Origin of the sequence: Streptomyces sp. NPDC004284, assembly GCF_042874035.1 — a bacterium.
Taxonomy (GTDB): Bacteria; Actinomycetota; Actinomycetes; order Streptomycetales; family Streptomycetaceae; genus Streptomyces.
In genome coordinates, this window is sequence record NZ_JBIAMJ010000002.1 from 124,268 (window position 1) to 136,566 (window position 12,299).

A 12,299-nucleotide genomic window follows, 5' to 3' on the forward strand; every position below is an offset into this window, starting at 1 on the left:
CCGGGCGCGGACCTAGCTTCGATCGCGGTGAGGGTCGTCCCTTCCGGACGCGGAATCGCTCCGCATCCGAGCCCTCGCGTGATCTGGAGGACCGCCATGCGCGCGATACGTGCCGCTTCCGTCGCCCTGCTCAGCGCCATCGCCGTGGTGTCGGTCGCGCCCCTGGCCCTGGCCGGTGACGGCAACAACGACATCACGTCGTTCGGCTTCTCCGTCACGCCCACGACGATCGCCCCCGGCGGCACCGTCACCCTCACGTCCGACGGCTGCGAGGTGCCGTCCGTGACCGTCACCTCCACCGTGTTCGAGACCGTGACCCTCAACGAGGGCCGCTCGGCCACGGCGACCGTGGACGTCGACGCCAAGGCCGGCAGCCAGGTCGAGATCACCTTCGACTGCAAGGGCGAGCGGGGCACCGCCCCGCTGACCATCGCCGAGGGCGGCGACACCGGCACGCACACCGGAGCCCACAAGGGCGTGAAGGCCGGTTACGGAACCACCGCCGCCTCCGGCACGGCCACGGAGGGGCTCGGCACCACCGAGGCGGTCACGGGCGCCCTGCTCATCGCCGGAGCGCTCGGCGCCGCCGTCGTGCTCACCCGCCGCCGCGCCGACGGCCGCTCCTGACGGCCGGGACCACGGGGGCCCGAAGCGGCCCCTCCGCCCCGGTGTGACGAGGTCCGGGGCGGAGGGGCGCCAGTACGCGAGGAGGGTGGACGTGGGGCCTGCGGACGGCACGGCGGAGGACCCGGGAGCACGCCCGGACGGCACCGGACGGCGCGGCGCCTGGGGCGTCGTCGCCGTCGTCCTCCTCATCGGGGTGCACCTCGTGCGCGGCGGTACGGGGGAGCTCCCGGCCGGCGGCCCGCCGCAGCCCCTCGCCGCGGCCGCGCCCGACGGGACGCGGGCCGGCGTCTCCGCCTTCTCCCCCGTGTCCGTGCCCGCCCCGCTGCCCGCCTCGGCCCCGGTCCGGGTCCGTGTCCCCGCCGTCCGCGTCGACGCGCCCGTCATCGGGGTCGGACTCGACGCCGAGGGCTGGATCGAGGCCCCGCCGCCCGAGGAGGACCGGCTCGCGGGCTGGTTCACCGGCGCGGTCACCCCCGGCGAACGCGGCACCGCCGTCGTCGTCGGCCACGTCGACACCCCGAACGGCCGGGCCGTCTTCTACGACCTGGGCGCCCTCGGCAAGGGACACCGCGTCGAGATCGTCCGCCGGGACGGCCGGACCGCCGTCTTCGCCGTGTACGGCGTCGAGGTCGTCCCCAAGGAGGGCTTCCCCGCCACCCGGATCTACGGCGACTCCGGCTTCCCGGAACTGCGCCTGATCACCTGCGGCGGCACCTTCACCCAGGAGGGCGGCTACGCGTCCAACGTGGTGGTCTCGGCCCGCCTGGTCGAGGTCCGCTGACCCGCGCCCGACCTGACGTACTCCCGCCCGGTCGTTGGCCCGGACCGCGTCACGGTCGTCAAGGTGGCCTTGACGGAGCCGGCGTCGGGGGGCGCCGGGCTCCCACCTGGGGCTCACCCCACTGACCACGGGAAACGCTGGTGAAAGGCGCCTCAAACCCCTGGTAGAGTTATCTCTGTCGCCGCGGGGGAAACCCCGAAACGACAATCACCCAGTCCGGGTGGCGGAATGGCAGACGCGCTAGCTTGAGGTGCTAGTGCCCTTTATCGGGCGTGGGGGTTCAAGTCCCCCCTCGGACACCACACGAAGTGCCGGTCGATCTCGTATCGACCGGCACTTCGCGTTTCCCGGCGTCCCGCCGCCCTACGCCTTCCGCGCCACCACCAGCCTGCAGCGCGGGCTGCCGTCCTCCCGGCGGCCCAGGGGTTCGACGGGGAGGAGGGAGACGTCGAAGCCCGCCTCTTCCAGCCGGGTGCGGACGTCCGCGAGGCGGAAGGTGCGGTAGTACATGACGAAGGGCGGGCGCCAGACGGCGTTCCTGACGCGCATCGCCGCGTCGAAGCCCCACAGGATCCAGTAGAGGCGGGAGCCGACCGGTGGCGGGGCCGGGAGCGGGAAGGCGAAGGTGCCGCCCGGGCGCAGGGAGGCGTGGACCTGGGCGAAGAGGGTGCGCTGGGCGGCCGGGAGGAAGTGGCCGAAGGCACCGAAGCTGACCGCCAGGTCGAAGACCGGGGCGAACGGGAGGGCGAGGGCGTCGGCGCGGACCAGGTCGGCGGTCGGGTGGGCGTCGCGGGCCCGGGCCAGCATGCCCGTACTGAAGTCGACGCCCGTGACCCGGCCCGCGCAGACCGAGCGGAGGACGCCGAGCCCGGCGCCGGTGCCGCAGCAGACGTCGAGGCCCGAGTCGAAGGGGCCGAGGGACTCCAGGGTGCGGGTGACCGCGCCCAGGAGGCGGTCGGAGGTGCGGAAGGGAGTCGCGTCGAACTTGGCCGCGAGCAGGTCGTAACCGTGCTCGACCGAGGAGAGGGCCTGGACGGTCAGCTCGCGGACGCTGGGACCCTGCGGGGTGAACATGCACCGAGCCTAGGCGCTCGGGGGCCGTGTGCGTCAGAGCGTGGTGCTCACCGGCGGTGCCGGCCAGGACGGGGCGATGCCCGTGAGCTGGCAGACGAGGAGGTAGAGGGGGATCGGCGGGGTGTACGGGGAGGTGCCGTCGGGGTGGTGGATGAGGCGCGGGCGGCGGTCCGGGATCTCGGCGCCGCGGGCGTAGCAGGCGGGCAGCGGCCAGGTGAGGTCGTGGTCGGAGCCGGCGGGGACGAGCCACCACCACCAGTCGGAGTCGGCGTAGACGCAGCCCTTGGCGGGGAGGCGCGAGAGGATCTTGAAGCCGAAGCGGGCGGGGACGCCGACGGCGTCGCAGCCGAGGCCGGTGTGGAGTCCGACGGGCACGGTCAGCCGGGTGGCGGCCAGCTCGCGCGGGAGGGCCCGGTCCGGCGCGCCGAGGAGGGAGTCCGACGAGCGTCGGGGGGCCGGTACGGAGGCTTCGGGGGACCTGAGGGCGCGCGGGATGACGCGGATCGACCTCAGCACGGTTCCCCCATGCCGTGGGCGAGTTCCGCCCAGACGATCTGTGCCGTGCCGTGGCCGGTGCGGTCGGCGCCCCAGGCGGTGCAGAGCGCGTCGACGATGAGGAGTCCGCGGCCGCGTTCCTCCTCGCCGCAGTCGCGTATCCGTGGCCCGGCGGGACCGCCCTCGTCCCGTACGGCTATGCGCAGGGTCTCCTCGCCCTCGCGGATCTCGCAGACGACGCGGTCGCTCGCGGTGTGCACGACGGCGTTGGTGACGAGCTCGGAGACGACGAGGGCGACCGTGTCGCGTATCCCGGGGTCGCAGCCCCAGATGATGAGGCGTTCCTCCGCGAGCCTGCGGGCGCGGGCGACCGACGAGGTCAGGGCCGGGAGCTCGAAGGCGAAACGGCGGACGGGATCGGTGTGCGGCTGAGGGCGCTGGGCCATGACCCGAGGGGCTGCAGGACTCATGAGACCTGAGGGCTGCGCGTTACCAGAAGCCACGACCGGTTCCTCACAACAGTGGGCAGGACTGCCGTACGGCGCTGTCGCCGTGACGCGGTGGCGCACGGCGGCAGCGTGTACTGGTTCACCGGAACACTGTCCTCCTGCGTCGGACACTTGGCAAGTGGCACTCTGAAAATTGCAGAGTGCTGTGTTCTCTCTGGACCTGCTTCGTGGCACACTCATCGAAACAGCGCGTCGGGGAGGTCTGAGAGTGAGCGAGCCGCGGTCCGCCCCCACGGTGGGACAGGTCGTCCTCGGAAAGCGTCTGCAGGACCTGCGCGAGCGGGCCGGCATGAAGCGGGAAGAGGCGGCGAAGATCCTGCGGGTGGCCCCGGCCACCGTCCGGCGGATGGAGACCGCCGAGGTCGCGCTGAAGATTCCGTACGTGCAGCTCCTGTTGAAGGAGTACGGGATCCCGGACTCCGAGGCGGAGGGCTTCGTCGCCCTCGCGGAGGAGGCCAACCTCCCCGGCTGGTGGCAGCGGTTCCACGACGTGCTGCCCGGCTGGTTCTCCATGTACGTCAGCCTGGAGGGGGCCGCGAGCCTCATCCGGGCGTACGAACCCCAGTTCATCCCCGGTCTCCTCCAGACCGAGGCGTACGCCCGCGCCATTCTGCGCAGCGGGGCGGTCGGTGGCGGCAGCGATGCCGGCAGAGACGAGGACACCGAGCGCCATGTAGCCCTGCGGATGGAGCGCCAGTCCCTGCTGACCAGGGACGACGCTCCGAAGTTCTGGGTGATCATGGACGAGACGGTGTTCCGCCGACCGGTCGGTGACGGGCCCGAAGTGATGCGCGACCAGCTCGACCGGCTGCTCGAAGCGTCCGAGCTGCCGAACGTCACCCTGCAGATCGCGGAGTTCGCGTCCGGCCACCATCCCGGCACCTACGGACCGTTCGTCCTCTTCCGCTTCGCCATGCCCGAACTCCCGGACATGGTCTACAGCGAGTACCTGACCGGCGCCGTCTATCTCGACGCGCGTCCCGAGGTGGCATCCCACCTGGAGGTCATGGACCGCATGGCGGCGCAGGCCGCGACTGCACAACGCACGAAGGAGATCCTCCGGGATCTCCGCAAGGAGCTGTGAATGGATCGCATATACAACGGCATGCCCGCCGCTGAGCTCGGTGCCGAGGGTTGGCACAAGCCCTGGAGCGGCGGGAACGGGGGCAACTGCGTGGAGGCCATGAAGCTGGCCGACGGCAGAGTCGCCGTGCGACAGTCCGCAGACCCTGAAGGACCAGCGCTCATCTACACCCACGGGGAGATCGCCGCTTTCATCCAGGGAGCCAAATCCGGTCAGGCTGACTTTCTGCTCACCTGAACCTTCCGTCCCACCCCTACCATCGCGTAACTCTTGTTGCAGTGCCGCCCGTTCAACCCGACCAGGAGAGCCGATGACCCAGGACCCCACATCCCTGAGGATCGACACCAGCAAGCCGCATCCGGCGCGCATGTACGACTGGTTCCTGGGCGGCAAGGACAACTACCCGGTCGACGAGGCGATGGCACGCCAGCTGCTCACCGTCGACGCCCGGGGCCGGGACATGGCCCGCGTCAACCGGGCCTTCATGCACCGCGCCATCCGCTGGCTCAGCGCCCACGGCGTCCGCCAGTACCTGGACGTCGGCACGGGCATCCCGACCGAGCCCAACCTGCACCAGATCGCGCAGGAGGCCGCGCCGGAGTCCCGCATCGTCTACTGCGACAACGACCCGATCGTGCTCGCGCACGCGGCCGCCCTGCTGCGCTCGACCCCGGAAGGGGCCACCGAGTACATCCAGGCGGACGCCCGCGAACCCGAGGTCATCCTCGAAAGGGCCGGAAAGGTCCTTGATTTCGACCAGCCCATCGCCCTGTCGATGCTCGCCCTGCTGCACTTCGTGGGCGACGAGGACGGTGCGTACGAACTGGTCTCCAAGATCGTCGACAAGCTCGCGCCGGGCAGCTACCTCGTCCTCTCCCACGTCACCGGGGACTTCGACCCCGAGGGCGCGGCGAAGGCGAGTGCCATGTACAAGGCGCGCGGGCTGACCCTGCGGCCCCGCTCGCGCGACGAGCTGGCCGCGTTCTTCGACGGGCTCGAGCTCGTGGAGCCCGGGGTCTCGCTCACCGCCGACTGGCACCCGGAGCTGGGCGAGCCCGTCCCGGTCCAGGGCGACGACCCCATCCCGGGGTGGGCCGCGGTGGCCCGCAAGCCCTGATCCGCGTCGCACGCTCAAGGGGGAGGCCCGCCCGGTGACACCGGGCGGGCCTCCCCCGTCCCTTCTCTACGGCTCCACCAGCGTCACCAGGAAGCTCCGCGCCCGGCCGACATTGCCGGCCGCGTCGATCGTCCGGTACTCGACGGTGTGCGTGCCGTAGTCCGGGGTCGCGTCGTCCCACGGCACCGCCCGGCTCCGGCCCAGCTTCCCGTACACGAGGTCGTCGATCACCGTGCCGCCCGGCGAGAAGCGGAACGGCGCGCCGGCGTCCGTCGGCCAGCCGTAGTACGTGTACCAGCCGTCGCCGTCGACCCGGAACTGGCTGACCACGGCGCCCTCCTGGTCGTCCCGCGCGGTCAGCCGCATCGTGAACGCGCCGTCGTAGACGTACTCCACCGGGCGCCCGGGACGCCGTACCGTGCGCAGCGGCTCGGACAGCTCGTACGCGGCGGTGGCCGGGCGGGCGTCCACCGTCCAGCTCAACTCCTCGTCCGTGCCCGGGATGCGCGCGGCCAGCACATGGGTGCCGGGCGCGATCCGCAGCGAACGGAGGTCCAGGTCACGGTCGTTGCGGCCGTACGGGGCGACCGGGCGTCCGTCCAGGCGCCAGCGCACGGCGGGGGTGCCGTCCACCGCGTGGGTGGTGTCCGCGTGGACGACGCTCCGGGCGCCGACGGGGGAGCCGGTGGGGGTGTGCCCGGTGAAGCCGGGAGCCTCCGGGTTCCGTACGGTGGTCAGCGAGGGGTCGACCGTCCAGCTCACCGTCCGGGTGAGCGCCGCCGAGGCGCGGACCGCCGGGTCGCGGACGAAGGGCGTCGGGTCGGTGACCGTCGCCGTCAGGGCGTGGGTGCCGGGGGAGACCCGCAGCCTCCGCAGGTCGAGCGTGCGGGCGCCTTCGGTGTCGAGGGTCCGCCCGTCCAGCTTCCAGGTCACGGCGAGCGCGCCGCCCACCGGGTGCAGGGTGTCCACCCACACCGCGCGGTCCGCCCCGATCGGCGCCGCGTTCGGGGTGTGGTCCTGGACCAGGTTCACCTTGGCCGAGATCGCCCGGACCATCACCTCGCGCTCCACCTGGTCGAAGGCGTAGCCGAGGGTCTTCATGAGGGAGTGGCGGCTCGGGCGCCAGACGCCCTTCGTGCTGTACATGCCGCCCTCGTGGCGGCCGATGACCCCGCCGGACTCGCTCTCCTCGCCGAGCCAGCGCCACCACTTGGCCCGCTGCGCCCGCATCTGCTCCTCCGTCAGGAGCGTGTGGTGGACGGAGGCCGGCTCGGGGCCCGCGTAGGTCTCGCCCGGGACCCCGCGCGCGTAGTAGTCGTACTCGTCCTGGAGCCCGCCGAGCGAATGCCCTATCTCGTGCGGGGTGATGAGCGAGGACAGCGCGTTGCCGCCGGAGGCCGTGGCGTAACTCCCGCCCGCGCCGCCGTAGGTGGAGCTGTGGGCGAGGGCGACGATCTGGCGGTTGGCGCGGTTCGTGCCGGGGACGAGGTCGGCGAGCGCGGCGGCCTTCCGGCTGTCGACGGTGAGCAGCCGCTGCACGCTGTCCGGATTGCAGCCGCCCCAGAAGCCCATGTCGAGCACCGTGTCACGGGCCGGGGCGCCGAGCCCGGGGTCGCAGTCCACGCCGGACTCCGCCGAAGGGGCCTCCACGGCCCACACGTTGACGTACGAGCGGTACGAGGCGAAGGGCTCGATGCTCCACAGGGTGTTCAGGTGCCGTTCCAGGTCCGCCCGGAAGGCCGGCATCTCCGCCGCGGTGTAGCCGTCGCCCATGAACACCAGGTTGAACCGTTTGTCGGCGGGGCCGGTGGTCTGCACGGGGACGACGGCCGGCCCCTCGCCGGACGTGGGCGTCTCGGCGGCCGCGGGCACCGTTCCCACCAGGCCCGCGGCCAGCAGACAGACCGCGGCGAGGCGGGCCACCGCACGCCGGACTCCCTTGCGCTGTGAGGTCATGGGGCGCGAGCCTAGGCCGCGCCCCCGACCGCGTAAAGGTGTGTGTCAGCCGTCTGTCGGCGGCGCCGTCGTCTCAGCTTCGCAGCCAGGCGAGGCCCGGGTGCTCCGCCGTGTAGCCCTCCACCAGACGGCGGGCCACCGCCACCGAGTCCACCAGCGGGTGCAGCGCGAAGGCCTTGACGGCCGTCGCCCGCGAGCCGCTCTCCACGGCGGCGAGGACCTCGCGCTCCACCGCCTTCACCGCCGTCACCAGACCGACGGCGTGGTACGGCAGCGGGGCCACCGACACCGGGTGGGCGCCGTTCGCGTCCACGAAGCACGGCACCTCGATCACGGCGTCCGCGTCGAGCACGGACAGCGTCGAACCGTTGCGCACGTTGAGGATCAGGGTGGTCCGCTCGTCCCGGGCGATCGCCCGCATGAGCGCGAGCGCCACCTTCTCGTAGCCGCCCGACTCCAGGTCCTCCTCGTCGCGCTCCCCGATCCCGGCGGCCTCCCGGTTGGCGGCCATGTAGGTGGCCTCCCGGTCGGCGAGCGTACGGTGCCAGGCCGCGAGGGCCGGAGCGCCGGGCTTGGCCATCTCCTCGTAGAACGCGCCCTGCTGGTCCCGCAGATACGCCCCGCGCGTCCGCTCGGCCGTCCGGTAGGCGTGCACCGCCTCCCGGTTGAAGTAGTAGTAGTGCAGGTACTCGTTGGGGATCGCGCCGAGCGAGCGCAGCCACTCCGGGCCGAAGAGCCGGCCCTCCTCGAAGGAGCCGAGCTTCTCCTCGTCGGCGAGCAGCCGCGGCAGCACGTCCTGCCCGCCGACCCGCAGCCCCCGCAGCCAGCCCAGGTGGTTGAGGCCCACGTAGTCGATCCAGGCATCGTCCGGGTTCGCGCCCAGGACGCGGGCCACCCGGCGGCCGAGGCCCACGGGGGAGTCGCAGATGCCGACGACCCGGTCGCCGAGCACCCGGGACATCGCCTCCGTGACCAGGCCCGCCGGGTTGGTGAAGTTGATGACCCAGGCGTCGGGGGCGAGTTCGGCGATCCTCCGGGCGATGCGTACGGCCACGGGAACGGTCCGAAGGCCGTACGCGATGCCGCCCGCGCCCACCGTCTCCTGGCCGAGCACGCCCTCGTCGAGCGCGATCCGCTCGTCGGCCGCCCTGCCCTCCAGACCTCCGACCCGGATCGCGGAGAACACGAAGTCCGCCCCGCGCAGCGCCTCGTCCAGGTCCGTCGTCGCCGTCACCGCCGGAGCGTCCGGCACCCCCTCCGCCTGGTCCGCGAGGACCCGCGCGATCGCCGAGAGCCGCCCCTCGTCGAGGTCGTACAGGGTGACGTGGGTGACCCGCCCCTCGGCGTGGTCGCCGAGGAGAGCGCCGTACACCAGCGGCACCCGGAATCCGCCGCCTCCGAGAATCGTCAGTTTCATGCTCGTACGCTACTCGGGCGGGCCCTCTGAGCAGGGGGATTCCGGGACGCCGTCCACGGGGGCGTCCGCATGCCGGGCGTCCGCCTCCCGCGAGGGGTGGGGGACAATGGCGCCATGTCCCGACGCAAGACCCGCCCCCGCACGTCCCCGGCCGCCGCCGCGCCCGCCGTGACCGCGGCCTCGCCCTGCCCCTGCGGTCTCGACGCCGCGTACGGCGCGTGCTGCGGCCGGTTCCACTCGGGCGCCGGTGGTACGGCGCCCACCGCCGAACTCCTCATGCGCTCCCGCTACAGCGCCTTCGTCGTCCGCGACGAGGCGTACCTGCTGCGCACCTGGGCGCCGGAGACGCGGCCGGGCGAGGTCGACTTCGACCCGGGGATGCGCTGGGCCGGCCTGGAGATCGAGGAGACCGGCGAGGGCAGCGCCTTCCACCAGCACGGCACCGTCACCTTCACCGCCCGCTACGTCCACGGCGGCGAGTCCGGCGCCCTGCACGAGCGGAGCCGGTTCGCCCGCCACGAGGGCGCGTGGGTGTACGTGGACGGCGACTTCATCGAGTAGGGCGTGCGCTCGGCCGGGGGTGCGCTCGGCGAGGGAGAAGGCTCAGCGCGCGCCCACGCCTGCCGTCACCCGTCCCCGGGGAAGCCCGCTCGCGAGGTCCTCGGCGACGATCTTCTTGGCGATGGCGTCCGTCGCCACCCGCAGCTCGGGCCCGCTGGGGCGGCCGCGCTCCTGCGCGACGACGTCGGAGAGCCACTCGCCCCAGGCGTGGGTGATGACGTCCGCCTCGCGCTTGCCCGCCGTCGTGTGCGAGAGCAGGTTGCCGTCACGGGTGAGGTAGCCCTCGTCGACCATCCGGTCGAAGACCGGGAGGAGCACCTCGGGCGGCACCCGCCGCCCGGCCGAGATCAGGCCGAGGCTCGCGTGCCCGACGGTCCGCGTGAAGAGCTCGACCTGCATCACCGCCCAGGCGCCCGCCGTGTCGAGCCGGGTGTCGGACGCGGCGACGATCGCCTTGGCCGTGTTGTAGTCGGTACGGCTCAGGATCCGGCCGACGGAGAGTTCGAGGAGCTTCTCCGAGTCGCCGGACATGGTGGGGGAGCCGAAGCCCTCGCCCATGTCGGGGGCGGCGGAGCGGGCCGAGTCGCGCAGCTCCACCTGCTTGAGGAAGAGGGCGACGACGAAGCCGACGGCCGCGACCGGCACCGTCCAGAGGAAGACGGTGTGCAGGGTGTCTGCGTACGCCTGGACGATCGGCTCGGCGATCCGCGGGGGAAGCCGGTGGAGCCCGGCCGGGTTCTGTGCCGCCTGCGCGATGCCGGCCGGGTTGAGTCCGAGGCTCCTGGCGACGGCGGCCGCCTCTCCGATGCCCGCCGTGAGGTTGGGCTTGAGGGAGTTGGTGTAGATCGTGCCGAAGACGGCCGTGCCGAAGGAACTGCCGAGGGTGCGGAAGAAGGTGACGCCGGAGGTGGCGGTGCCGAGGTCGGCGTAGTCGACGGTGTTCTGCACGGCGATGGTCAGGACCTGCATGCACAGGCCGATGCCGACGCCGAGGACGAGCATGTACAGCGATTCCAGTCCGGTGCCGGTGTCCGGTCCCATGAGCGAGAGCAGGAAGAGGCCGACGCCCATCACCAGGCAGCCGACGATGGGGAAGATCCGGTAGTGGCCGGTCTTGCTGACGACGTTGCCGCTGAAGATGGAGGCGACCAGCAGGCCGACGACCATGGGGAGGGTGCGGATCCCGGACATGGTCGCCGACTCCCCGTCGACGTACTGCAGATAGGTCGGCAGGAAGGTCATCGCGCCGAGCATGGCGAAGCCGACGACGAAGCTGAGCACCGAGCAGACCGTGAAGACGGGGTTCCGGAAGAGCCGCATGGGCAGCATGGGTTCGGCCGCCCGGGTCTCCACCCAGCAGAACAGGGCCAGGGCGAGGAGGCCGCCCGCGAAGAGCCCGATGATGACCCCGGAGCTCCAGGCGTACTCGTTGCCGCCCCAACTGGTCGCCAGGATCAGGGCGCTGGATCCGGCGGCGACGAGCGCGATGCCGGCGTAGTCGATGACGGGCCGGCTCGCGGAGCGTACGGAGGGGATCGTGCGGGCGGCGGCGATGACGACCAGGATCGCGATGGGGACGTTGACGTAGAACGCCCAGCGCCAGCTGAGGTGGTCGGTGAACAGGCCGCCGAGGAGCGGCCCGATGACCGTCGAGACGCCGAACACGGCCCCGATGGCGCCCTGGTACTTGCCGCGTTCGCGCAGCGGGATCACATCGGCGATGAGCGCCATCGAGGTGACCATCAGACCGCCTGCGCCGATGCCCTGGAGGCCGCGCCAGACGATCAGCAGCGTCATGTTGGTGGCGAGTCCGCAGAGGAACGAGCCGGTGATGAAGACGACCGCGGAGATCTGGAAGATCACCTTGCGGCCGAAGAGATCGCCGAACTTGCCGACGAGGACGGTCGCGACGGTCTCGGCGAGCAGGTACGAGGTGACCACCCACGACATGTGGGCGGCGCCGCCGAGGTCCGAGACGATCGTGGGCAGGGCGGTGCCGACGATCGTCTGGTCGAGGGCGGCGAGGAGGACGCCGAGCATGATCGTGCCGAAGACGATGTTGCGGCGGCGGCTGTCGAGCACGGGTGGCTCGGTGACGGCCGAGGGTGCGGGCGCTGCGTCGCTGGTCGTGGTCACGCTCGCAGCGTCACACCGCCACCGCCCTCACGCATGCGGGGGACGGCCGGACGGGCGTACTCCGTCAGGGCGTGACGGGCAGCTGGGGGTGGTGCTTGGCGAGGATCTTGTTGGCCCGCGCGAGGGCGGCGAGGGCGTGCTCGCGGTCCGCCCGGTCCTCCGCGCAGAGCGGCCCCCGGAAGCGGTACACCTCGCGCGCCGCGCAGTCCGCGTCGACCTCGGCCTGGAGGACGTGGAGCGGCAGACAGGCGCCGATCATCGCGGCCACGCTGTCGGGGATCGGTACGGGGACGAGGCGCGAGGGCGAGGTGATCACGGGTCAGTCCTAGTCGGTTCGAGGAGGGTGCGGAAGGGTCTCCTCTCCCATACGTACCGGATCGCGGTACGGGTTCCGGCACGGCGCTGTCACGGGCGGGCGACGACGGAGATCGGCACCGGCGGGGCACACGGACCGAACCGGCGCCGCCGGTGGCCGACGGCCGGGACGTTCCCGCAGGTACGGGGCCGGGCGGCGGCCGCCGTACCGCACACCGCCCCCGCGC

The 12,299-nt window shown here is 72.4% G+C and carries 13 protein-coding genes and 1 tRNA gene; 7 read left to right on the forward strand and 7 right to left on the reverse strand.

The features are described 5' to 3' along the window. Nucleotides 1-96 precede the first annotated feature (96 nt). The 3 genes from ACFYUS_RS05675 (at nt 97) to ACFYUS_RS05685 (ending at nt 1,710) form a co-directional block, all read left to right on the forward strand. Nucleotides 97-627 (forward strand): hypothetical protein, encoded by a 531-nt coding sequence (locus ACFYUS_RS05675; RefSeq protein ID WP_388846254.1) that lies wholly within the window; start codon nt 97-99, stop codon nt 625-627. A gap of 91 nt (nt 628-718) precedes the next feature. Beyond that, a complete protein-coding gene (locus ACFYUS_RS05680) occupies nt 719-1,408 on the forward strand; it encodes a class F sortase (protein ID WP_388846256.1) in 690 nt (229 codons plus the stop codon). A gap of 214 nt (nt 1,409-1,622) precedes the next feature. Beyond that, nucleotides 1,623-1,710, forward strand: a tRNA-Leu gene (locus ACFYUS_RS05685). A 61-nt stretch (nt 1,711-1,771) separates the two neighbouring features. Here ACFYUS_RS05685 and ACFYUS_RS05690 read toward each other — a convergent pair. The 3 genes from ACFYUS_RS05690 to ACFYUS_RS05700 form a co-directional block, all read right to left on the reverse strand. Continuing rightward, nucleotides 1,772-2,482 (reverse strand): class I SAM-dependent methyltransferase, encoded by a 711-nt coding sequence (locus ACFYUS_RS05690; protein ID WP_388846258.1) that lies wholly within the window; start codon nt 2,480-2,482, stop codon nt 1,772-1,774. A gap of 33 nt (nt 2,483-2,515) precedes the next feature. Next, nucleotides 2,516-2,878: a hypothetical protein gene (locus tag ACFYUS_RS05695; RefSeq protein WP_388847717.1), complete on the reverse strand. Its 363-nt coding sequence runs from the start codon at nt 2,876-2,878 to the stop codon at nt 2,516-2,518. A gap of 113 nt (nt 2,879-2,991) precedes the next feature. Next, the gene (locus ACFYUS_RS05700; protein WP_388846260.1) at nt 2,992-3,423 is read right to left on the reverse strand and encodes an ATP-binding protein; all 432 of its coding nucleotides are present in this window, start codon (nt 3,421-3,423) and stop codon (nt 2,992-2,994) included. 271 nt (nt 3,424-3,694) lie between these two features. Here ACFYUS_RS05700 and ACFYUS_RS05705 point away from each other — a divergent pair, with 271 nt between their 5' ends. The 3 genes from ACFYUS_RS05705 to ACFYUS_RS05715 all read left to right on the forward strand — a co-directional run bounded on the left by ACFYUS_RS05705 (nt 3,695) and on the right by ACFYUS_RS05715 (nt 5,687). Next, nucleotides 3,695-4,570 carry a helix-turn-helix transcriptional regulator gene (locus tag ACFYUS_RS05705; protein ID WP_388846262.1) on the forward strand — a complete coding sequence of 292 codons (876 nt, stop codon included), beginning with the start codon at nt 3,695-3,697 and terminating at the stop codon, nt 4,568-4,570. Further along, nucleotides 4,571-4,807: a DUF397 domain-containing protein gene (locus ACFYUS_RS05710; RefSeq protein WP_015037566.1), complete on the forward strand. Its 237-nt coding sequence runs from the start codon at nt 4,571-4,573 to the stop codon at nt 4,805-4,807. It abuts the gene before it with no gap. Between the two features lie 73 nt (nt 4,808-4,880). Beyond that, on the forward strand, nt 4,881-5,687 hold the full coding sequence (locus tag ACFYUS_RS05715; RefSeq protein WP_388846264.1) for an SAM-dependent methyltransferase: 807 nt from the start codon (nt 4,881-4,883) through the stop codon (nt 5,685-5,687). Between the two features lie 66 nt (nt 5,688-5,753). Here the strand turns inward: ACFYUS_RS05715 and ACFYUS_RS05720 are convergent, their stop codons facing one another. After that, nucleotides 5,754-7,643 (reverse strand): M64 family metallopeptidase, encoded by a 1,890-nt coding sequence (locus ACFYUS_RS05720; RefSeq protein WP_388846266.1) that lies wholly within the window; start codon nt 7,641-7,643, stop codon nt 5,754-5,756. 73 nt (nt 7,644-7,716) lie between these two features. Continuing rightward, entirely contained in the window at nt 7,717-9,060 is a 1,344-nt protein-coding gene (locus ACFYUS_RS05725; protein ID WP_388846268.1) for a 6-phospho-beta-glucosidase, read from the reverse strand. A 114-nt stretch (nt 9,061-9,174) separates the two neighbouring features. Between ACFYUS_RS05725 and ACFYUS_RS05730 the strand changes: the two genes are divergently transcribed. Next, the gene (locus ACFYUS_RS05730) at nt 9,175-9,621 is read left to right on the forward strand and encodes a YchJ family protein (RefSeq protein WP_388846270.1); all 447 of its coding nucleotides are present in this window, start codon (nt 9,175-9,177) and stop codon (nt 9,619-9,621) included. 42 nt (nt 9,622-9,663) lie between these two features. Here ACFYUS_RS05730 and ACFYUS_RS05735 read toward each other — a convergent pair whose 3' ends face one another. Together ACFYUS_RS05735 and ACFYUS_RS05740 are read right to left on the reverse strand one after the other, a co-directional pair. Then, a complete protein-coding gene (locus tag ACFYUS_RS05735; protein WP_388846272.1) occupies nt 9,664-11,757 on the reverse strand; it encodes an MDR family MFS transporter in 2,094 nt (697 codons plus the stop codon). A gap of 64 nt (nt 11,758-11,821) precedes the next feature. Next, nucleotides 11,822-12,016 carry a hypothetical protein gene (locus tag ACFYUS_RS05740; protein WP_382871914.1) on the reverse strand — a complete coding sequence of 65 codons (195 nt, stop codon included), beginning with the start codon at nt 12,014-12,016 and terminating at the stop codon, nt 11,822-11,824. Nucleotides 12,017-12,299: the final 283 nt, after the last annotated feature.